Annotated in this window: 24 protein-coding genes; 11 read left to right on the forward strand and 13 right to left on the reverse strand. The window is 70.0% G+C overall.

Annotated features, from left to right (window positions below; translation table 11 throughout):
* The 9 genes from SZN_RS41910 (at position 1) to SZN_RS11460 (ending at position 7,736) form a co-directional block, all read left to right on the forward strand.
* Positions 1-561: a hypothetical protein gene (locus SZN_RS41910; RefSeq protein ID WP_007494440.1), complete on the forward strand. Its 561-nt coding sequence runs from the start codon at positions 1-3 to the stop codon at positions 559-561.
* Positions 561-1,268, forward strand: a complete 708-nt coding sequence (locus SZN_RS11430; protein WP_007494442.1) for a hypothetical protein — start codon at positions 561-563, stop codon at positions 1,266-1,268. The genes SZN_RS41910 and SZN_RS11430 overlap by 1 nt, the downstream gene beginning before the upstream one ends.
* A 2-nt stretch (positions 1,269-1,270) precedes the next feature.
* Positions 1,271-1,789 (forward strand): hypothetical protein, encoded by a 519-nt coding sequence (locus SZN_RS11435; RefSeq protein ID WP_007494444.1) that lies wholly within the window; start codon positions 1,271-1,273, stop codon positions 1,787-1,789.
* An 83-nt stretch (positions 1,790-1,872) separates the two neighbouring features.
* Positions 1,873-4,182 (forward strand): hypothetical protein, encoded by a 2,310-nt coding sequence (locus SZN_RS11440; protein WP_007494446.1) that lies wholly within the window; start codon positions 1,873-1,875, stop codon positions 4,180-4,182.
* Between the two features lie 338 nt (positions 4,183-4,520).
* Positions 4,521-4,901, forward strand: coding sequence for an SsgA family sporulation/cell division regulator (locus SZN_RS11445; RefSeq protein WP_244313335.1), 381 nt, complete (start codon positions 4,521-4,523; stop codon positions 4,899-4,901).
* 141 nt (positions 4,902-5,042) lie between these two features.
* The gene (locus SZN_RS11450; RefSeq protein ID WP_007494449.1) at positions 5,043-5,762 is read left to right on the forward strand and encodes a VWA domain-containing protein; all 720 of its coding nucleotides are present in this window, start codon (positions 5,043-5,045) and stop codon (positions 5,760-5,762) included.
* 84 nt (positions 5,763-5,846) lie between these two features.
* Complete coding sequence (locus tag SZN_RS37645) at positions 5,847-6,362, forward strand: hypothetical protein (RefSeq protein WP_007494451.1); 516 nt, start codon at positions 5,847-5,849, stop codon at positions 6,360-6,362.
* Between the two features lie 65 nt (positions 6,363-6,427).
* Complete coding sequence (locus tag SZN_RS11455) at positions 6,428-6,778, forward strand: hypothetical protein (RefSeq protein ID WP_033895347.1); 351 nt, start codon at positions 6,428-6,430, stop codon at positions 6,776-6,778.
* A 46-nt stretch (positions 6,779-6,824) separates the two neighbouring features.
* Positions 6,825-7,736 (forward strand): hypothetical protein, encoded by a 912-nt coding sequence (locus SZN_RS11460; protein ID WP_139063545.1) that lies wholly within the window; start codon positions 6,825-6,827, stop codon positions 7,734-7,736.
* Positions 7,737-8,769: 1,033 nt separating this feature from the next.
* Here SZN_RS11460 and SZN_RS11465 read toward each other — a convergent pair.
* From SZN_RS11465 to SZN_RS11480, 5 genes are all read right to left on the reverse strand, one after another.
* Complete coding sequence (locus SZN_RS11465) at positions 8,770-8,991, reverse strand: hypothetical protein (protein WP_007494456.1); 222 nt, start codon at positions 8,989-8,991, stop codon at positions 8,770-8,772.
* A 138-nt stretch (positions 8,992-9,129) separates the two neighbouring features.
* A complete protein-coding gene (locus SZN_RS41340; RefSeq protein ID WP_157846352.1) occupies positions 9,130-9,273 on the reverse strand; it encodes a hypothetical protein in 144 nt (47 codons plus the stop codon).
* 118 nt (positions 9,274-9,391) lie between these two features.
* A complete protein-coding gene (locus SZN_RS11470) occupies positions 9,392-9,598 on the reverse strand; it encodes a hypothetical protein (RefSeq protein WP_007494460.1) in 207 nt (68 codons plus the stop codon).
* A gap of 205 nt (positions 9,599-9,803) precedes the next feature.
* On the reverse strand, positions 9,804-10,244 hold the full coding sequence (locus SZN_RS11475; RefSeq protein WP_007494462.1) for a hypothetical protein: 441 nt from the start codon (positions 10,242-10,244) through the stop codon (positions 9,804-9,806).
* A 102-nt stretch (positions 10,245-10,346) separates the two neighbouring features.
* Positions 10,347-10,559 carry a hypothetical protein gene (locus SZN_RS11480; RefSeq protein ID WP_007494464.1) on the reverse strand — a complete coding sequence of 71 codons (213 nt, stop codon included), beginning with the start codon at positions 10,557-10,559 and terminating at the stop codon, positions 10,347-10,349.
* A 389-nt stretch (positions 10,560-10,948) separates the two neighbouring features.
* Between SZN_RS11480 and SZN_RS38480 the strand changes: the two genes are divergently transcribed.
* Both SZN_RS38480 and SZN_RS11490 read left to right on the forward strand, forming a co-directional pair.
* A complete protein-coding gene (locus SZN_RS38480) occupies positions 10,949-14,353 on the forward strand; it encodes a DnaB-like helicase C-terminal domain-containing protein (RefSeq protein WP_208865785.1) in 3,405 nt (1,134 codons plus the stop codon).
* 3 nt (positions 14,354-14,356) lie between these two features.
* Positions 14,357-14,995 carry a hypothetical protein gene (locus SZN_RS11490; protein WP_007494468.1) on the forward strand — a complete coding sequence of 213 codons (639 nt, stop codon included), beginning with the start codon at positions 14,357-14,359 and terminating at the stop codon, positions 14,993-14,995.
* Between the two features lie 92 nt (positions 14,996-15,087).
* On the opposite strand, the gene SZN_RS11495 is transcribed toward SZN_RS11490, so the two are convergent.
* The 8 genes from SZN_RS11495 to SZN_RS41350 form a co-directional block, all read right to left on the reverse strand.
* Positions 15,088-15,507, reverse strand: a complete 420-nt coding sequence (locus tag SZN_RS11495; RefSeq protein WP_007494470.1) for a hypothetical protein — start codon at positions 15,505-15,507, stop codon at positions 15,088-15,090.
* A 309-nt stretch (positions 15,508-15,816) separates the two neighbouring features.
* On the reverse strand, positions 15,817-16,185 hold the full coding sequence (locus SZN_RS11500; protein WP_007494475.1) for a hypothetical protein: 369 nt from the start codon (positions 16,183-16,185) through the stop codon (positions 15,817-15,819).
* 258 nt (positions 16,186-16,443) lie between these two features.
* Positions 16,444-16,863: a hypothetical protein gene (locus SZN_RS11505; protein ID WP_007494477.1), complete on the reverse strand. Its 420-nt coding sequence runs from the start codon at positions 16,861-16,863 to the stop codon at positions 16,444-16,446.
* Between the two features lie 245 nt (positions 16,864-17,108).
* Complete coding sequence (locus SZN_RS11510) at positions 17,109-17,366, reverse strand: hypothetical protein (RefSeq protein ID WP_007494479.1); 258 nt, start codon at positions 17,364-17,366, stop codon at positions 17,109-17,111.
* A 48-nt stretch (positions 17,367-17,414) separates the two neighbouring features.
* Entirely contained in the window at positions 17,415-17,909 is a 495-nt protein-coding gene (locus SZN_RS41345) for a hypothetical protein (RefSeq protein WP_007494481.1), read from the reverse strand.
* 189 nt (positions 17,910-18,098) lie between these two features.
* Positions 18,099-18,629, reverse strand: a complete 531-nt coding sequence (locus SZN_RS11520; protein ID WP_007494483.1) for a hypothetical protein — start codon at positions 18,627-18,629, stop codon at positions 18,099-18,101.
* A gap of 139 nt (positions 18,630-18,768) precedes the next feature.
* Entirely contained in the window at positions 18,769-19,542 is a 774-nt protein-coding gene (locus tag SZN_RS11525; RefSeq protein ID WP_007494485.1) for an RNA ligase family protein, read from the reverse strand.
* Positions 19,543-19,621: 79 nt separating this feature from the next.
* A partial coding sequence (locus SZN_RS41350; RefSeq protein WP_208865786.1) for a hypothetical protein occupies positions 19,622-19,813 on the reverse strand: 192 nt, incomplete at its 5' end.

The following is a 19,813-nucleotide window of genomic DNA, read 5'->3' on the forward strand; positions in this document are numbered from 1 at the left end:
ATGACCCACGCCCGCACCCGCCGGCACCGGATCGGCCGCTGGCGCCTGCCCGGCCGCCTGCGGTGGCTTATCGGCGGAGACGACCACCGCCTTGCCCGGGCCCGTTACGGCACCCGGGAGTCGGCCTCCGAGCGTGCCGAGCGCCGCGAGCGCACGGCACGCCGCACCCAGCGGGCACGCCAGGTGCGAACAGCCGCCCGCAAGGGCCAGCAGTGGGAGGACGAGGCCTACGCCAGCCTCCCCCTCGCCGCCGCATGCCCGCGGGACCCGGCCACAGTGCTCTCCACCCAGGCGGTCCCCCTGCTCAGCGTTGAGCACGGGCCACACGGCGACCTGCCCGCGCTGCCCCCGGGCTTCGCACCCGCCACTGCGGACGAGAGCTCGGTGACGAGGTCCGGAGCGCCGGAACAGGTCACCGCGGACCTGGCCGGCCCGGACGCCCTCGCATCGGGCAGGCCCGTGCTGTACGTCATCGACGGCCTGGGCCCGCGGCCCCCTTCTCGCCGTCCCATGCCCGAGCGGCGCACCGCGGCGGCCGGCATCAAGACCGGGAGCCGCTGATGCCGTCCGCGTCCCACTCCAACTTCTCCAAGAAGCAGGCCGACCCAGGCGCGGCAACTCCGGCGGCCAGCTGCACTGGCTGCCCGATCCGTGACACCTGTGTCAGGGCCGATCCCACTCTGACCGAGTGCGCGGTCACCGGGTCGGCGCCCCCGCCCGCGCTGCCGTCGCACGCCCCCTTCCCGGCCCCGGGCTCGGAACTCGACATCACCGAGGTGGTCAGCCGCGGTGTGGAGAAGGCCGTCGGCGCCGCATTCGGGTTCGGCTGGACCGACCTGCTCGCTGCCGTGATCGAGCGCACCAACGCCACGGACTCCAGCGGCAACGAGGTCGACTGGAGCCGACTGCAGCTCGGCCGCAACCTCCTGTGCCTGGCCGTCGTCAACCTGGTGCCCCTCCACGGAGCCCCCGCCTCACGGTGGGCAGCCGATGCCTTCACGGCGCACGGCCTGGAGGCGCCCTTGGTCTCCGCCGGCGCGGTCCTGGGTGCCGCCGGTGCCGTCGTCATCGGCGCGGGCATCAATCACCCCCTTGGCCTGCTGTGCCGCGCGGCCTTGTCGGTGGCCACCACCATCGGGCGGCTGACCTGGCGCCTTGTGCGCTCCCGCCTCGGCTGGATCATCACCCGCCCGGTGATCTGGGCCGGAGTCTCGGGCCTGGTGATCGTCACCTGGCGCGCCGTCGTACACCTTCTTGCCGGAGCCTGACCATGGACCTTGCGATCGACATCTTCGACAATCAATCCGCCAACGCCGGCTTCGGTGCACTCCTCTTCGGGGCGATGGCCACGACGGCCGTCATCGCCGGATTCAAGAAGAAGCTCCTCCGAAAGAAGAAGACGTTCGTGCTGGTCTTCTTCTTCGTCCTGCTGGTGACGGTGAACTCACGCGGGCTCTTCGGCGAAGGAGCTGGAGCCCTGCGCGCCGCCATGAACCACCTGGGACAGGCCGCCGCCGAAGAGGGCGCCGGCGCGAAGGTGAACACCAACGCGCCGCGCACGGCCGTCACACCGGTCTCGGCGGGCGGCGCCGCGATCGGCCTGTGCGGCATCACCTACTACCTCGTGGTCCTGTACGCGGCCAAGTGGAAGCCGGCCGACTGGAAGGAGATGGCTGGCGGGGCGGTCGTGGCGATCTGCTACGGCACCTCTCTCGGCTTCATGGGCGTGATCGTCAGCGCCACCACCCTGACCGGCAACAACATCGGCCTGTGGATCTTCGGAGGCTGACGCCGCCGACGGCCGCCCGCACGCCACCCGTGCGTGGCGGCCGCCCGCGCCAGCCTCCGCTCTTGGCGAGGAGCCCTGACCCCATGCAACACCCCCACGACCCTGCGGACAGCACCGAACTGGCCCCCTACGGCGAGCTCGTATTCGCCGAGATCGTCGACGAGGACGAGCCCGGCCCTCAGCGCGAGACGCAGGACCCGCCGGCCGATGAGCGCGTCCCACGATCGTCGACCGCCGCCCGGCGCGTGGCCCACTGCGCCCGCACCGCCGCGGCCGCCATCGCCGGCCAGATCCTCCCAGGCCTGCGGAACGCCCTGTCCGCGGCACGGCACTGGCTGCGCGTGGGCTACATGTCCGACGACGAGATCCGCCGCAGGATCGTCAACAGGCCCCTGGAAGCCGACCGCGCCCGCCGCGAGGAGGCCCTCACCGCAGTCCACCGGCTGGAGAAGAAGCTCCAGCGCAGGCTCGAGGACGCCGCGGCGTACGGTCTGGAGGCAGCCGAGAAGCAGGCGATCCGTGACCTGAGCCGCGAGCTCAGGCGCCGCCGAAACGGCCTGGACGCACTGCAGTCGGTGCCCTTCACTCCCGAGCAGCCCACCCCGGAGCAGATCCGCCGGGCCCGCTCCCTGATGGCGCTCGGCCGCTTCAGCGCCCTGCTGCCCGTTCTGGGCGTCGCAGGGCTCGTGGCGGCCAGCATCCCCTCCACACTGCTGGCCGCGGCCCCGGTGCTTGCCGCCGCCGGGTGGTGGCTGACCCACCATCCGCTCGAACTCGCCGAGCGACCCGTCCCCGAGGACCTGCTGCTGCCCGAACTGGACCTCCCTGCCCTGAAGGCACCCGAGACCCCCGGCAGCGCACCGGCCGACGAGACCGAGGAAGACCTCACCCCGTTCCCGATCGCGCAGGCCACCACCCCTGGCGAGGCCGGCGAAGCCCTCCACCGCGCCCTGCTGCACGAAGGGCAGGACGTCGACCAGGTCACCGACGTCACCCAGGAGCCGTGGGGTTGGTCCGCCCGCGTCTCGTTCAAGACCGGCACCCCTGACGACCTCAACAAGGACGACACCTACAAGGGACTGATCACCCTGCTCAGGCTGCGTCGTAACGGCCTGCTGATCGAGGGTGACCCAGACGCCGGCGAGGCCTGCACGGTCCGCATGATGCAACGCTCGCCGTTCAGCCCGGAACTGGTCGGCGACGTCCCGTACCGGGCGCCGCTGTCGATGTCGATCCTCGATCCAGCTGACTACGGCGTCTCCATGGACGCCAAGCCGCTCGCCTTCGCCCTCGCAGGGCTGATGCTGTTGATGGTCGCCGACTCCGGCGCCGGCAAGTCAGGCGTCATGCTGGCCATGGCCGAGGTCGTCACGGCCTGCAAGGACGCGGTCGCCTTCAACCTTGACCCGGTCGGCACCGGCGTCGGGGACCTCGGCGAGGCGATCACGCTCGACGCCTGCATGGACGACGAGAAGATCGTCGCAACCCTGAAGTTCCTCCTCCTCACCTTGTGCCCGGCCCGCGCCCGGCAGCGCGCCCGCTACGGCTGGGGCAACAAATGGCGCGTCTCGCCCGAGCACCCGGCCATCGTCGTGTTCGTCGACGAGTGGGCGCAGTTGTCGGCCCAGGCGAAGACCTTGCTGATCCGACTGCTCCTGCTCGGGCGCAAGGAAGCGATCTGGGTGATCGGCGGGAGCCAGTTCGGCACCCGGGACTGGCTCGGCGAGGCCATCGGCCCGAAGCTGTCCGGCAAGCTGCTGGGGGCCTGCCGGCGCGTGGACGTCACGGAGCTGCTGGGCGGGGGAGCAATCGCCGAGGGGTACCGCGCAGATCTTCTGCGGGCAGCCACCCACACCGAGGTCAACGATGCGGGCCAGCTGTACGCGCAGGGCCTGCCTGGTATGCCCGACCGCCCGGTCCGCTACCAGGTGCGGGAAGTCACCGCGCAGTACGCGGCCAGGATCGGAGCCGAGCGTGCGGCCGCGGGCCGGCCGGACCTGACCTTCACCCTCGACGAGGCAGGACTGCTCGACGCGTGGCACGAGCTCCTGGAACTCCTGGACTCCGGCACCCCTGCCGCCGAGCAGGGCGGCGCCGAGCCCCTGCCCGGCATTGTCCGCATCCTGCGGGAGGCGTTCACGCTGGAGCATGATCCGGCCTATCTCACCTACGACCAGTTGCACTCCCATCTGCGGCGACACGACGCCGACCGCTGGGGGCGCTGGGACGACAAGAGCGACATCGACCGGCTCCGCGAACTCGGCAAGGCCCTGCGTCGCGAGCTGGACGCCTCGCAGGTCGACCTGTCCTCCGAGCGGATCCGGGAGCTGGACGGCTCGCCCCGCGGCCTCTACTTGTCCGCCCTCAAGGAGGCGATCGAGGCCCTGTCATGAATGGCCCGCTGATCGGCCGGCATCGGATCCCGACCGGTCGCGATCGGCTCAGGGCAGCCGATCCGATCGGTCGCTGTGGCGATCGGAAGCCGATGGCGACCTGCGCAGACCGTTCAGTCGATCAAGATCCGCCCCTCGGGCCTGCTGCGCTCCTCGACTGCCGGGGCAGAGGTCGTCGATCAGCGGACCCACATTAAGAGTGTTGCTTAATTGGAAATATAGCTGTACTGTTTGGGTATCGGTTGGGCGTTGCCTTCCGCCGCCCGCCTCGCCGTGCGCCTCCCGCCGAAGAACAGGAATCACCCATGGGCTTTCCCGGCCTGGAACTGAAGACTCACATGACGCTCGTGGCTGACCCGGACACACGTGTGCCGGTCCCCGTGCGGCTCTACTACAAGGACACCGACCCCTACGCGGTGCAGTTCTCCTTCGACGTCACGCCCGACGAGGTCGTGCGATGGACGTTCGCCCGGGAGCTGCTCGCCCAGGGCATCACGGCACCCGCCGGGCTCGGCGATGTGAAGATCACCCCGGTCGGCCCGCTTCAGGACCGCAGCATCAGCATCGAACTGGAAACCCCCGACGGATACGCACGCCTCGAAGGGATGGCAGCCCCCATCAAGGAGTGGCTCGCCAAGACCTACGCGGTTGTCGCCGCAGGCCAGGAGTCCAAGGCCGTCGACATCGACCGCCTCCTCGACGAACTTCTGCCCCACTGACAGCGGAAGCCGAGCACGGCCCGGGGCACACAGCCCCGGGCCCGGCGCAAGAAATCCCACGCCTCCTGTCACACGGCCCGCGCGCAGCACACCTCTATGCATGACCCACTCGCCGGTACCACCCCGCCAAGGAGCAAACTCGTGGCCACCCACTCCCTTCAGAAGACCTCGGCTATCAGCCTCGACAAGGTCGCCGGCACCGCGCCCGACCTCATCGACATGTACAAGGACGCCGAGACCAGTCTCCGCGAGAGCGACCGCCTCGGCGGCCGTGCCGCCGTCTATCTCGTGATCGACCGCTCCCTCTCGATGACGGACTTCTTCAACGACGGCTCGGTCCAGCGGCTGAGCGACCAGATCCTCAGCCTGTCCGCGCACCTGGACGACGACGGCAAGGTCCCGGTCGGCTTCTTCTCCACCGAGATGCACACCATCGCGCGAGGCGGCCTGCTCCGGCGTCCGCAGGCTCTCGTCGACGTCAAGCTCGGCGCCCACCAGGGCCGCATCGGGCAGCTGCACAACTCCCTGGGAACCATGGGGGGAACGCGCTACCGCCCGGCCATGGAGGCCGTGCTCGCCCACTACCGCTCCTCCCGTGCCTACAAGAGGGGCACGCCGGCCTTCGTCGTGTTCCAGACCGACGGCGCCCCGCAGGACGCGCCCGCGACCAGGGACTTCCTCCGGTCCACGCAGGGCGAGAACGTGCGCTGGCAGTTCGTCCCGTTCGGCGAAGCGGAAGCGTTCGGCGTCCTCTCCGGCCTCCCGGGCAACACCGGCGTCAGCGCCGTCGGCTCCGACCCGCTGGCCCTGTCGAACGCCGAGCTCTACAACCGCCTGGTCTCGGGCCTTCCCCGGGCCTGACACGCGACGGGCGGTCGCTCGACCGTCGTTCGACCGCCCGCTCGCCCCTCCCGTACCCAACGCCACCACACCCAAGGACACATCGTGCGCTCCGCCGCTGTGCGGTCGGTCATCGCGACCGCGACCATCGTCACCACCGCAGCTCTCACCCTCGTCGGATGCGAGGATTCCGACACCGACCTCGACCACGGCAAGGTTATCGACAAGCGCAGCCGGGCCGCCCAGGACCCCGTCTACGAGCAGGTCGAGCGGCCGGCCCCCTGCCGGTCCACCCGCACCCAGACGCTCCGGACCACGCTCGCCAAGCCGGGTCCCAAGCCCAAGCCCAAGCCGCCCGCCGACACGAGCGATGACCAGCCGGACGCACCGCAGCCGCCGCGCACCGACACCTCGAAGAACCCGCCGCGCTCGACGCCGGGCGTCCGCACGCCCGACAAGGGCGTCCCCTCCGCACCGTGCGGCACCACCACCGTGCGCGTCTTCAAGGGATACAAGAAGCCCGCGAAGTGGGAGCTGAAGCTGCAGGACGGCAAGGAGACCGACTGGGAGACCGTCTCGCGCGAGGAGTACAACAGCGTCGACATCGGCGACCACTTCTGAACTTCGACCGCCCGGGGCCCGGCAATGCCGGGCCCCGGGCGTTTCCGACGGCACAGGAGCTCATGATGACCCGCCCGCAACGACCAGCCACGTTCAACCCCGCCGAGGCCCTTCTTCACCTCGCGCACGGGAATCGCTCCGCCCCGCACGGCCGGCCCGCCCAACTCGTCCTGGAGCGCAGGCACGTCCGCCAGCTCGCCGCACACCCGGCCGGCGCATTCGCCCGCGTGCCCTGCGGCCTGTGCCGAAAGCCGCTCACGGAACACGGGCAACTCGAAGTCGAGCTGACCTACGACGACCTCGGACACCTCGACGGCGTCACGATCACGGACTGCACCGCGCTCATCCCCGCACACCACCCCCACCCACCGACCAGGAAGAACACCCGTGCCCGCCTCCCTGCCACCACTGCCTGAGCACACCGTCGCTGCGTACGCCCAGGAGCAGGCCTCCGTCCAACGCATGATCCTCGAGGCCTGCTGGGCCCATGCACAGCGCGACACCATCTTCGAGCACCCGGGAACCTTCCGCGACGACCAGGTCCACCGGATCCAGCGCGCCCACCTCATCCACCTCGGCGCACTGTACGACGTCCTCGCACTGCGCGGCGCCCACGACTTGGACGTTCACGAGGCGGCACGCGGGCTCGGGACCAACCTCCTCGCCCACGACGGCTTCCACCTGCCCACCACTCCCCGGTCCGGAATCGACTACCTGCGCACCAACTACGCAGCCCTGCACGGCCGCACCGACGTCATGCCGCAGCCGGCGGCCGGACTGACGGCAGTGCACAACCCGGCCCCCGAGCGGGCGGACATGCCCTTGTACTGCCCGACGGAGTCGCGGCTCGTCCGCACCATGCTCTGGACGGACACCGTGGCCAGGGAGTGCCGACGGCGGGGCGACTCCCTCCAGACGGCCACCCAGGTGCGCGCGCACCACATCGCACGGGGCCTGCTGCTTTGGTGTGCCGCGGCGCTTGCGCCTGCCGACCGCGCCGCCGCGCAGGCCGCCGCGCGCGCCGGCCACCTCGTGCGCGAAAGCGACGGCCGCCCACGCACGAGCGACGAGAAGGCGCGCCAGTACCTGCTGGAGACCTACCTCGACGAGCACCCCGACGAGATCGAACAGTCCCACGAGCCGGACTGCCCCGGCGGCTGCGGCGGGACGGCAGTTGTCATGGTCACCCTTACCTGGGACGACCAGGGCGACGGCATCTTCGTGCCTGTCTGGGCCGAACCCATCGACTGCACCGCGGGCGCACCCCAGGCGCACGACCCGGACTGTTCCGACTGCCACGGCCATGGCTTCACGTACAGCCGGGGGGAGCGCCACCTCTGCGGGTGTCTGGCGCCCGTGGACCTGCCGGCCTGAGCACGGTCACGAGTCCCGGGGGCGGAATCACCTCCCTCCGTCTCCCCCTTCTGCCGGAGGACGGCCAGGGCACCGGCGCGCCTGGGGGGGTGATTCCGCCTCGGCTTCTGACGGGGGAGAGAACACCCCTACGTACGGGCGGGGAGGTGAGATCACCCCGGCTCACCTCTGACGAGGGGTGATCTCACCTCCCGCCTCACGCCGACCGGTGGGGAGAATTCGCCCTGGCTGGACTCTGCGACGTTCCCGGCGCCGTACGCAGGTCTGCGTGGAAGCCGCGGCCCGGGCCGGGCGACGCGAACGGCGGCTGCCGGCAGGCACCCTTCCGCCCCTGCCCCTGCCCCGGCTTCCGTGGTGATCGGGAGAGGGCTCCACCGAGGCGGCAGCCCAATCGGGCCGCGCCTCGCGGCTCGTTGCCCGGGAGGCGCGGCGCATCGTTCTGGCCGGTATCGCCGGGTCGCGCCCTGAGTCACATCCTGGGTCGCGTCCTAGGTCATGCCCCGGGTCGCGCCCTAGGTGTCATCCTGGGTTCCGCCGCAGACATGAGTCGACAGGTGCAAAACTCCAGCTCAGGGCGTGAATTCCGAGCCGCCACGCACGCCGACTACTTCCCTACAGGGCTAGTTGGCCAAGCATCAGCACGTGCGAAGGGGTACCAGAGGCCGGCGGTTGAGGAGGAATAGGAGCAGAGGAGCAGAACGGAGGAGAGCAGAGCAGCGGAGGAGAGCACACACGGAGAACGGACGACGAATGAAGGACGGACACAGAGACCAGCGAGCGGTGGAGACGACAGGTGCGGCATCGGACAGGGTGAGGCTGGAGGGGGTGCGACTGGCTGCGGCGGTGCGTTGGGTTGTGGCGGGTGGCTTGACGGCTGCCGGGCCCACGGGGCTTGCCACGGCGGCCGGGGGCGGTGCGGGCGGCCGGGGCGGCCGGGGTGCGGGCGGAGGCCCGCGAGCGGCGATTGTGCAATTGGAAATACTGATGGCCGCTCGGGGTGAGCGGCCAGGGGGGGCGACGGTGCGGGGTGAAATCACCCCGGTTCGTGGCTGTCGGTGCGCCGGGGCATGGTGAGCACGAAGGCGAACAGGGCGCCGACGGCGCCGACGATCACGAGGGCGGTGCCGGTGGCGGAGCGCGCGCCGACCATGAGGCCGGTGCCGATCGAGCCCAAGGCGACGGCGACGCACGGCGCGCCCCACAGGAGGGCCCAGCGAGGCCACGGGGCGCGGGGGATGGTTCCGAACTTCTTCACGGTGTGAACCTCCGGGGTTTCGGTTTCGGGGGCGGTGGATTCACCGCCCCGACAGGATGCCTGAGCAGCACGGGGCGGGGGAGGTGATCTCGCCTTCACCTGCTGGAGGGGCGAGATCACCTCCCCCGCCGGGCGCGGTCAACCCGCCTTCAGCGCCCGGCGCGGCCGCCTGCGGCCGGTCAGGTTGATGCGCACGCGGGAGAGGGGGAAGGGCGTGTCGCAGACCATGCAGACCCTTTCCGTAGGGTTGTTGACGGTGTCGCACGCTCTGCACTTGCGCATGATCGAAGCCTCCTGAGGTGTGTCGGGCGGGAAAGGCGCCTGCGGGTGATCCAGTGAAGGTGACGGTCGTGGGGCGGGGAATCGAGGCGTCTCGCATGACCCCCCGCCCCACGACCCGTCAGCACTCGACCACGCCGTCCTGTCCGTGGAAGCGGTGGTTGCCGTAGGTGCGAGGGTCGAGGGGCGACGCGATCTCGACGGCTTCGCTGCGGCGGCCTTCGTTCTCTGCGCCTACTTCCGGGGCGGGGCGGCGCGTCAGGCTGGCGCCGAACGTGGCAGCGGTTGCGGAGGAGAGAAGCTGTCGGATGCTGCGCTTGCTGGCCACTGGAAACCTCCGGGAGTTGGGTGGGCGCTTGGCGCTCGCAGTGGTTGCCGCGCCAACAACTCAAATACTACAGCAGTAAATCCAGTTATGCAATACATCGGGGCGGTGTCCACGCAGCGCCCTCGTGCGCAGGCCCCGCCTGAGGGCCTCGGGTGTGGACCGGCAGCCGTGTCCGGTGTCCGCGCGCACCCGTGTGCCCGGTGCGTCACAGGCGAGAGCGGCTCCGCCTGACCTGCTTGGCGGCCTCCTCCTCCGCGGTGCGCCGTTCACGATCGGCCTCGATGTCGGCCTGGGTCGCCCAGATGAAGTTGCCGGGTCCCACGTACAGGCTGAGGAGGGCGCCGCTGCGGATCGCCTCCAGCTCGGCGAGCTCGTCGGGCGCGAAGGCGCGGATCTTCCACGTGTCATCGGGAAGGCCGTTCATGCGCCCGGTGCGCCCGTACATGATGTCGAGCTCGTCGGCCGTCGCGACCTGCGCGGCCGGCCGGACCTTCCGGTTCAGGCAGGGCGTGCAATACGCCCCCGCGCGCCAGACGCCGGAGTCGGTGTGGTGCTCCAGGACGTGGGTCGCGGCGTTGAAGCACATGGCGGCGGAGCACTGTCCGCCGGGGCCGATTCCCAGTCCGCACGGCATCGTGATCTGCATGCTTGTCGCTTCTCTCTTCCGGCCGGGACCTGCGGTCGCAGGTCCCGGGTGAGGGTGATCAGACGGCGGGGGCCGAGCACACGCCCCCGCGCGCGGGGGCGGTCAGCTCTTGCTGCTGGACAGGTGCGCGGCGACTCGGGGGCCGAGCCTGCCGCCGACGATTCCGCTGAGGAACCCGATGATGAACTTGGCCATCGGGCCGTCGAAGGGGAGTACGAGCAGCGCGAGGGCGGCGAGCGCTACCGCTCCGGTGACGTGTGGGGCGTGGGCGGCGAGCGCAGTGGCTGAGCGGCGGGCGAGTGCGGTGCGATCCATACGGGAAACCCTACGGCAATATTTCCAATTAAGCAACTTAGCCATCCGGGTGTTACGGACTCTGCGGCGCGCCACCCTCCCGCGTTCCGGGATTTGTTACGTATTCTGCGGGTGTCGTGGTGGCTGCGGGGCTATTGTTACGGTGTCGACCCGACAGTCTGTTACGGGTTCTTGTGTTGCTGCGGCGGCCACGCCGCATCGGGATGCCTCGTCTCCTGGAGTGCTTTATGTCTGATCGTTCTGTACCGCCCGACGCGACGAAGGCGGAGCCAGGGCCCGTGTGGGCAGGCGCCGGCCCCGACGGCGCGCCCAAGGTGCTGCGCGTCTCGGTGGCGCGGACGCAGCTGTATCCCCTCGTAGACAAGGCACGAGACGGTGTCGTGACGGTCGTGACCAAGGGGACGGGGCGAACGGAGGTCCGGGCCGCCCTGGTGTCGCTGAAGTCGCTCGATGCGGCGGCGCGGGCGCAGGTCGGAGGATGGCCGTCGCTGTCCAAAACGGCTGCCCGGCCCAAGCTGGGGGACCTGGTGGCCGCGGCCGCGGGGAGCGGGGGCCAAGGCACCCCGGGGACGCCGCAGGTCCTGCTGGACTACAAGACGCCGGTTGCCGTACTGGTGAATGCCGCGCTGCTCCCTGACGACGGCGGCCCGATCCGGATTCCCGCGCCCGGGCGCCGACAGATCACGCTGTCGGTACGAGAGGTGACCCGGGACTGGACGTCGCTGCTGGACGAAGCCGAAGCAGGCGAGGTGTGGGTGGAGGTGTACCGGTCGCGGTCCACGACGGCGCCCCGCGCGGTGCTGATCCCCGTCGTGGCGCTGAACCCCGAACATGCAGGCCTGCTCAAGACGTGGCCCGTGCACGACGCGGACGACGTCCTCGGCGAACTCGACGCCCTGGTCGAGGAGGTGGCCAAGCCGACAGCACAGGACGCTGCGCGCGGCGTGGTGGTGGCGCGGAACGGGAAGCCGCTCGCGGTCCTCATGGCTCGCAACGAGGCGGCCAGAGCCACCGCACACCAGCCCGGCGTGACACCGTCGGCCGATCACCTCCGGACCGATGCCGCGGCCCCGGAGGAGCTGTCGGCCGCGCCTGCCGACACCGGGTCTTCAGTCGCTTCGGTCGCTGTCGCGGCCGAACCTCCGCCCGGGGCCGACGCACCGCCTGCAGACCAGCCGACAGCCAACTTCGAGGCCGGAACCGGAGCGGTGAGCCGTCGGCCGGTGGCGGCCCTGGAGGCCGTCCTCCAGGAGGTGCTGGCCCCTCAGGGATCCGACACGCCGCCGACGGAGGCAGCCTGGTTCGGAATCCCCGCCCTGGACCGCGTCGTGGCCGGCCTGCAGCCCGGGAAGCTGACGCTGGTGGCGGGCGCCCCGGGCGCGGGTCCCTCACTGCTGGTGGCAGCCGCAGCGCGGGACACGGCGCTGCGCCGACAGCTCCCGGTGCTCTACGCGGCATCCGGTCTGACCCGCACCGATGTGGCGATGCGCGTCATCGCGGCGGAGGCCGGGGTGAACTACCGCGCCCTGCGCACCGGCCAGCTCACCGAAAACGAGCAGGACAAGGCGAACGGCGTGGGTGAACTGCTGTCGCGTCTGGGCGGAAACGTCTGGCACATCGACGACGGGGCCGGGCTGACCGCATCGGACATTGCCGAGGCCGCGCAGGACGTCGACGGGCTCGCCCTGGTCGTAGTGGACCGACTGCAGCGTGTCCACGACCCATCGGTGCCCCTGTCCGGGCGGGCCCTGCCGGCCGCAGCACAGGCGCTGACCCACGTGGCGCGTCGCCTGAAGATCCCCGTCGTGGCCGCGGTCGACACAGACGAGACGCCCCTCGTCGAGGCGCTGGACGCCGACGTCACCCTGACAGTGACACGGACCGACGAGCGGGCAGAAGTCACCTACGCCGAACGCGACTTCGGAATCCTGGCGAGCACCGAGCTGCGGGCGGACCTGGCGTGTGCCCGCTTCACCGATCCGCTCGAGACCGCGGAGCCCACGGCACCGCAGGCCGTCGACCCCAACCCGCCCACCCCGACCACGACGCCCAGCGCCAGCATCACGGACGAGATCGAGCACGAACTCCTTCAGGCGGCGCACCCGTTCATCTCCGGGGCAGCAGAAGGTATCGGCGCGCGACTGCGTGGCACGCTGTCCGCGCTCGGGCAAGCGGCCCGCACCGGGGACCATGGCGACCTGGGCGACCTGCGGACGTCGGTGGCCGACCTTGCCGCCCGCCACCCGACAGTCCCGGACACCAACGAGGGCCGACGCCTGGCAGCGGCACTGACCGCATACGCCGCCGCCCGCCCGCCGATGCCGCCCGCCGTTTCCGCGCCCCGCCCGGAACGCCCCACAACCCTGGCGCCGGACCCGCAGGACACACCGGCGGCCACCAAGGAGCTCGGGCCGGCGGAGGCCGAACTGGTCGCTGCGGCCCTTCCTCTGCTCACCGAGGCCGGGCCCTTGTCCCTCACTGCCCGATCCGCTCTGTCCCAGCTGCGAGACGCGCTCCGCACGGGCGACGACCAGGCCATCAAGGAGGCGAGGGCGCGGACAGCGTCCCTGGCCGGCCAGCGCCTGCGACTTCCGCACACCGAGGAGACACAAGAGCTCCGGGCTGCACTGGAGGCCTACGCCCGCGCTGCGGCCGCCGCCGGCATCACGCCGGCGGTCGTACCTGCACCCGCCGCCTCCCTGACGGTCCAGGAGCCGGCCCGGGACACCGAAGAGCACCAGATCCCCGCCGATGCTCCGTACGACCCGGACGAGGAGACATCGGCGACGTTCCAGGACACCACGGTGCCGCCGGAGGACACCGGCAACGTCCGGCGCGGTCGCACCTACACCTTCTTCACCAACAAGATCGCGGCCGCCGTGGACCAGGCGCTCCAGGAGACCAACGGCGACGTCGACGAGGCGATCAAGCTACTCAAGCGCAAGGCCGTGCCGGACGCTATGGCCCTGTTCAAGCTCTCCAGGGTCGGCGCCACATACGAGCATTCCGTGTACCCGGAGCCCTTGGAATTCCTCTCCAAGCCGTCACAGAAGGAATCCGACCAGATCTGGGAAGGGCGCCACAAGTGGCGCAATGAAGCCCTGCGAACCGCGGTGAAGAAGGGCATGCAAAAGCCGCTGGACGTGACGGCCCTCGACACCAACTGCGCCTACCTGTCAGCCTTCAAGACTCACCTGCCGATCGGCGCACTGCGCCACCACACCCGCGGGTTCCTCCCCAAGGAGTCCGGCATCCACCGCGTTGACCACTTCGAATGGCCTCACGAGGACCTCCCGAACCCGCTGGGCGGACGGGTCGAGCCGGGCCCGTACCTGCTGGACGAAGCCACCGTCCGGCTCCTGATCCGCTGCAACGAACTCGGCCTATCCGCCCCGCCGAGGATTCTGGAATCATGGACCTCGGGCGGAACGGAAGCCCTGCTGGAGAAGTTCCGCCGAATCCTGAACGAGGCACGCACCAAGGCAATCAAGGAATCCGACAAGCCCACCGAGGAGTACGTCAAGGCGATGTACTCCCGATTTACCTCAACCATCGGTGAATCAGGAAAGAACCAGGAACTCCGGCGAGCCGACTGGGTCCACATCATCCGGTCGCAGGCTTTCGCGAGCCTCTGGCTGAAAGCCCACCGGGCCTATCAGGAAGGCCTTACGCTGGTGCAGGTCGCCGGCGTAGACGAGATCCACCTCGTCGGCGACTGGCAGAAGATTTGGAAAGAAGGCCGGATGCCCGGCGAGATGAAGAAGAAGCGCCTCTACACCCTCGGGGAGAACTAACCCATGCCGTACGACGACAGCGGCTGGAGGAATTTCGGCCGCCTCGGCGCGAACCGCTCCCCGGAGAACGTCCGCGGCGGCCAAGCGCTCGGCGCGGCCATGGAGGAAGCCCTGTCCCGGCAGATCCGCGAGGGTGGCATCCGCTCCCCGGTCACCACGAACCGCGGGTTGAACGCGCGGCTGAACTACCTCGACAGCGACGCCGGCCGGCAGGCCATGGCCGACGCCGGCATCGACGTGACACCGCGCACGATGAAGAAGTGGTTCGACGGCACGCAACAGCCACTGCCCGCGAACAAGGAGAAGATCGACACCGCGTACTGGAACCTGCGCACCGAGCGGTTCCTGAACAACCTGGGGGCCTTCAAGCAGCACCTGAACAACCGCGGCCGGGGCACGTCCATCGAGATCCACCCCATCAACCAGGATCTCGTCGACGAGCCCGCACGGCGCCGGAACCTCATGGGCGAACAGGCGCACCGATTCCTGCCGAACGTCCGCTACATCTGGGACGACGCGGTAGACGCCATGCGGGAGGGTGACAGCGAGAAGCTCGAGGAGATCTGGGACGACGTCATCGCCGACCTGGACAGCGACTGGGGTGCCTACACGTACGTCTCCTATGTGGGCCTCGGCGCCTGAGCGGTCCCGCGCTCGAGGTGCAGGCCGGCCGAAGGACATGGGAGCGGGGCGGGAGGCACTGCCTCCCGCCCCGCTCCCATGTCCTTCGGCTGTCAGTGGTTCTGTGGCTGCTCGGCGCAGCACGCGGAGCGCCAGCACACGCAACGGTGGCAGTCCTGGCAGTCCTGGGTTCGAGGACAGCCGCACAGGCAGTCGTGCGGACGGCACTGCGGGCGGTGTCCGGGCGTGGTGACGTGGCAGCGGACCGCTTCGAGGTTCCGTGCGGCCTGCGCCCGCGTCTCCTGGTCCTCACCGCGCTCGACGGCGTGGACCAGCCGCCAGGTGGAGATCGGCGCGGTCTCGGCTTCCACGCTGGTGGGGAAGGTGTCCTCGTCGACGAACCGGGAGGCGTCGTAGTCCCTGTAGTCGAAGTCCTGCACGCACACGACGTGAATCGTCCCCTCCGGCCGGAGGTATCGGCGGTAGTGGGGCTCGCGGTTGAGGCTGCCGGGGAAGGTCAGGTCGAGCGGCATGTCGGCTTCCTTGGAAACGGCGCGGCCCGCGCCGAAGGGGCGCGGGCCGCGCCCGGTACTGGGGCCCGGGCGGGGGAAGCCCGCCCGGGGCGGAATGGGGCGGGGGCGGAGGCGGCGCGTGCCGCGCGGTCATAACCGGTCGCGGGGCAACGGGTCGCCCGCGCGATGAGACACGTGGAAGCTGGCGGTCGCCGTGGACAGGAGATGCCTGATGCGCTGCTGCATGTCTGAACCTCCGGAGAAGTAGGGCGGGCCCGAAGTGGCCGACCCGATGAACCTTACCCTACAGCGATAAATCCAATTAAGCAACTAGAGCGGTAGCTTGCCGTACGGGTCGAGGACCACGTCCCCGCAGCCGAGATACCGGGCGAGGTCGTGGCCGCCCAGCGCCGCGATGCCGCCCAGGCCCTGACCGCGCAGGACGTCGGTGCCGACGATGAAATGAGGCCGGACCACCAACTCCCCCACGATGAGCTGATGAGTGCGGGCACTGCCGTAGTGGAGCGGGTGGTCCGCGTCTCTGGCATGGCCGCCCGGCTCGCTGACGCGGCTGGAGCCGACGAAGGAGACCGTCCCGTCCCCGGCCCGCTGGACGTACATCCAGGCGGGCACATGACGGGCGTGCGGGTCCAGGCGCAGGCCGGCCAGGGCGGCGTCGGTGGGGCGGAAGTCGTTCATGGGGTCCAATCGATCAGTAGGGGGAGGGCCGCTCCGCCAACTCGCAGTCGCGGCGCGGCCCTGATGGGCCGTGGGCGCGGCCGGGGCCGCCGGCGCCGGTTGCACTTGCTGTCGTGATGCCGCCCATAGCGCTCCTGCGAGTAGCGGTCGTAGCGCAGCGAGGCAGGGGCGCTGAGGTAGTCGGCGACCACCGCCGGCATGCTTCAAGGGGTCGCGGGCCGGGGCCCCGCCGCGCGGCGGGGCCCCGGCCCGCATGGGTCAGCTGACGCGACGGAAGGAGTCGGCGGCGTCCCGGGCGAAGTTGCGGTTGGCTTCGAGCCACAGGTGACGGCGGGCATCGGCAACGGGATTGCCCATGCCGCCCTCCGGACGCTCTGCTTCGAGCTCCGCCTTCGCCAACTGGCTGTGCCAGGTGGCCACGGCGTCGCGGCTCGACTGGAGGGTGTCGAGGAGGGCCTGCCACAGTCCGGTCTCGTACTGGGCGAGCGTGATGGCCTCGAAGAACCCGTCCATGCGGACGTTCTCAGCCGTCAGCTCCGGCGCCCGCAGCCGCTCCAACGAGGTGGTGCCCCGCCGCAGCGCGTTGGACTTACCCGCATGCGCAGCGGTCGTGAGCCTCTCCGCGTGCATCCGGCGGTCACGCTCGGCATGGACGTCGTTGGTGCGGGTGCTGCTCATGGGGGATTCCTTCCTGAGGGCGCTCGGGGAGGCTGTCGGGTGCGCCCGTCGGAGAGTCGGGCGGACTGGCTGACAACAAGCTCCACTCTACAGAAATAAATCCAATTAAGCAACTTGATTCGATGGGGGTTCGCGCCGCCGCACGGTCGGCCTGCGCCGGCTGGCCGCTGCGGCAGGGCCAGCCAGGACGGTCGAGGGGCTGCGGTGCGCCCGGTGACTCGGATCGGCTTGCGGCCGCGCATCGGCTACCGCAGCATCCAGAGGTCGGCGTAGGTGAGGACGGCCCTGCGCGGGCGTGTGCCGAGCAGGAGCTCAACCAGGACGTCGGCTTCGGTCGCGATGAGGGCGATGTCGAGGGAGCTGGGCAGGCGGGAGCCGTCCAGGATGGCGGGCAGGTGTTCGTAGACGAGCGGTCGGCCGAGTGCGTCACGGCGTTCGGCCAGCGTGCGGATTCGATCGGCGATCGTCGGTGCGGACGCGGATGAGGGCGTAGGGGTGGTCACAAGGCCTCCGGGGTGGTCGGGCCCGGTCCAATCATGATGCCTGCCCCGTCAGGGCAAGTCGTGGAGTCCGGGGCGATCCATGGTGATATCGAGGGTCGCCGGGTATCCAAGGGAAATGAACCACTCGGCGAGTCGGTGGTGTATCTCAGGAAGGTACCGGTGGGTGTGACCCAAGATGGACGTGTGCTCCTGCAGCACCCCCGCCATGACCGTGTCCCAGTGCAGTTGGCGGACCGCGCGCTCCACCGGCGAAGCAGTGCTATCGGGGCCGCCGTTGGCCGCCGTCCAGGCTTCCCGCTCCTCGTTGGTGGCCTCGAAGCCGCAGAAGCCCAGCTCTGCGAATAGGGCCCCCAGCTTCTTCGTGAGGCTCACGCCCGGGTCGCCGATCCATTCCTCACTGAACAGCTGATCCAGTGACCGACGCTCGCCAGGCCGATTTCCTTCCTCGCACCACATGCACTCGCCGGGTTCGGCCTCGGGGAGGAAGGCCAGGAACAGGCGGCGGATGACGAAGGTGTACGGATCGATCAGCGTGGGTCGCATCGGTACTCCAAGCGGTGAAGGGATGGGGGAGGCGGGGAGTGCTGACCAGCGTGCGAGCTGCCTGCGCCCCGACCTGACCTAAGCCTACGGCAGTAATTCCAATTATGCAATAGAGGGCTGACGTGTCCTTACCGCCTCGCGCCCGCCCGCCGTCCTCCTCGTGTGCCGTGCCGGCCTTGGCGGTACGGGTCAGGTGAGCAGGGCGGCAATGCGCTCCAGGGCGGCTGTGCGCTGGTGGGCGGTGTACTCGTTCTCGGTGGCAAGCACAGCCACGGACGGCTGTTGCCACAAGGGCGCCACGACGGCGGCGATTTCGCGCGCGGCGTGTTGCCAGTGCGGATCGGCGTCCGCGGGCATGAGAAACAGCGGGATCTGGAGGCTGGGCGGGTAGGGTTCGCGGTCCAGCGGCCCTGGCTCATGGGCGAGCTCGGCGGCCCGGGCGCGCACCGGCTCGGCCGGGCAGGCGCCGGTGATCTGTTCCGTGGACGGGGTGATGCCGGCCGCGGCGTACAACTTGGTCTCGGCTGCCGTAAGCCGGGAACGTTGGTGGATGTCCCTGCAGTCTCGCGGGTCTCCGGCCCGGTCGACCAGGAGGCCGTGCCTCCACACCATGCCGTTACCGAGCACGATCAGCGCCTGATGGAGCGCTTGTGTTCGGTTGCTGTAGGCGCAGGGGTAGCGGCCGATCAGGTCGGCAAGGGTTGCGCTAACGGGATCCACGTCATCTATCCGATCGGCGAAGGAGCCAGGGGGGCGGCGTGATGAGGGCTCAGCACGGTTCTGGTGGGCACCCACAAGCGGGGCGGGAGGCTGCGCTCCCGCCCCGCTTGACGCCCTTGCTTGCCGGAAGGGCGGGGTGTCAGTTGCGCTTGGCGCGGAGCTGGAGGGTGCGCGCGTAGTTCTGGTACCGGGCCTTGGCGATCACGGAGCGGTCCGTGGTCCGCAGAACGATGCCCTCGGGGCGGCCACCGGCGTCCGGGTCGAGGGCGACCAGGGTCTTGGACAGGTGATGGGTGAGGAAGGCCTGCATCTCATCGATGCCCGTGGGCAGTTCGCTGGCCGCGACCCTGGCCAGGCGGGGCGCCATCTCGATCTCCTCCTCTGACGCGGTCTCGGTGAGTTCGTCCTCAGTGTGGAAGTACTGGCCGCCGCCGTCGCGCCAGCTCGCGATCCGGGCCTGCGGGAGCTCCAGGGTCGCGGCGTCGATCTCCGCCACGTCGAAGAGGCGGTGCCCCAGTGTCGTTCCGCCGGTGTACTGCTTGCTCGCGGCGGTGATCTTGTTGCCGCCGTAGACCTCCAGGTAGTACACGCGGATGCCGTCAGCGGGTGCGCTGATCCGCTCGGCCAGCGGGCGGAGCGCCTCGACGATCCCGAGCTTGGGATTCCAGATCCTGTCGCCGCGTGCGTAGAGCAGTTCCTCCCGGCTGCCCAGGAAGTAGTCGCCGCCGGGGAGGGTGATGATCCGCGCGTTCGTCCCGTCGATCTTCTCGGTGAGGATGACGTCGCCGCTGAAGGCGGTCGCGGTCTCCAGCAGCCCGCCGCTGCGCGGATCGAGCTCGTGGTACGTGAGGATCGAGGGGTACTTGGTCGCTGAGTTGAGCGCGTCGAGATCGAGGTTCGCGAGAGCGGGCATGAGTGCTCCAGGTGGAGGGTGTCGGTTGGTGGACGGGGTGGGGTCGGCCGGAGTGTGTCGGCCGACCCCGAGAGATTTTCTAGCGGCAGCCGGGGTGTGAACCGATCACAGCCGACAGGCCCGACATGCCTTCTGTATGCAGTGCGTAGAGGGCGTATGCGGGGACCGCGAGGGCCGCGAGCCCGAGCAGGAGGCCCAGCACAATTCCGGCTGTGCGACCGATCACCAGCTTGTTCATTGAGACCTCCTGCTCGGGTAGGCGCGATCCTGA

It is taken from the genome of Streptomyces zinciresistens K42 (genome assembly GCF_000225525.1).
Classification (GTDB): Bacteria; Actinomycetota; Actinomycetes; order Streptomycetales; family Streptomycetaceae; genus Streptomyces; species Streptomyces zinciresistens.

Coding starts and splice junctions, on each gene's coding strand:
- SZN_RS41910 (WP_007494440.1), top strand. CDS start 1: ATGACCCACGCCCGCACCCGCCGGCACCGGATCGGCCGCTGGCGCCTG.
- SZN_RS11430 (WP_007494442.1), top strand. CDS start 561: ATGCCGTCCGCGTCCCACTCCAACTTCTCCAAGAAGCAGGCCGACCCA.
- SZN_RS11435 (WP_007494444.1), top strand. CDS start 1,271: ATGGACCTTGCGATCGACATCTTCGACAATCAATCCGCCAACGCCGGC.
- SZN_RS11440 (WP_007494446.1), top strand. CDS start 1,873: ATGCAACACCCCCACGACCCTGCGGACAGCACCGAACTGGCCCCCTAC.
- SZN_RS11445 (WP_244313335.1), top strand. CDS start 4,521: ATGACGCTCGTGGCTGACCCGGACACACGTGTGCCGGTCCCCGTGCGG.
- SZN_RS11455 (WP_033895347.1), top strand. CDS start 6,428: ATGACCCGCCCGCAACGACCAGCCACGTTCAACCCCGCCGAGGCCCTT.
- SZN_RS11460 (WP_139063545.1), top strand. CDS start 6,825: ATGATCCTCGAGGCCTGCTGGGCCCATGCACAGCGCGACACCATCTTC.
- SZN_RS41340 (WP_157846352.1), bottom strand. CDS start 9,273: ATGCGCAAGTGCAGAGCGTGCGACACCGTCAACAACCCTACGGAAAGG.
- SZN_RS11475 (WP_007494462.1), bottom strand. CDS start 10,244: ATGCAGATCACGATGCCGTGCGGACTGGGAATCGGCCCCGGCGGACAG.
- SZN_RS11480 (WP_007494464.1), bottom strand. CDS start 10,559: ATGGATCGCACCGCACTCGCCCGCCGCTCAGCCACTGCGCTCGCCGCC.
- SZN_RS11490 (WP_007494468.1), top strand. CDS start 14,357: ATGCCGTACGACGACAGCGGCTGGAGGAATTTCGGCCGCCTCGGCGCG.
- SZN_RS11495 (WP_007494470.1), bottom strand. CDS start 15,507: ATGCCGCTCGACCTGACCTTCCCCGGCAGCCTCAACCGCGAGCCCCAC.
- SZN_RS11500 (WP_007494475.1), bottom strand. CDS start 16,185: ATGAACGACTTCCGCCCCACCGACGCCGCCCTGGCCGGCCTGCGCCTG.
- SZN_RS11505 (WP_007494477.1), bottom strand. CDS start 16,863: ATGAGCAGCACCCGCACCAACGACGTCCATGCCGAGCGTGACCGCCGG.
- SZN_RS41345 (WP_007494481.1), bottom strand. CDS start 17,909: ATGCGACCCACGCTGATCGATCCGTACACCTTCGTCATCCGCCGCCTG.
- SZN_RS11525 (WP_007494485.1), bottom strand. CDS start 19,542: ATGCCCGCTCTCGCGAACCTCGATCTCGACGCGCTCAACTCAGCGACC.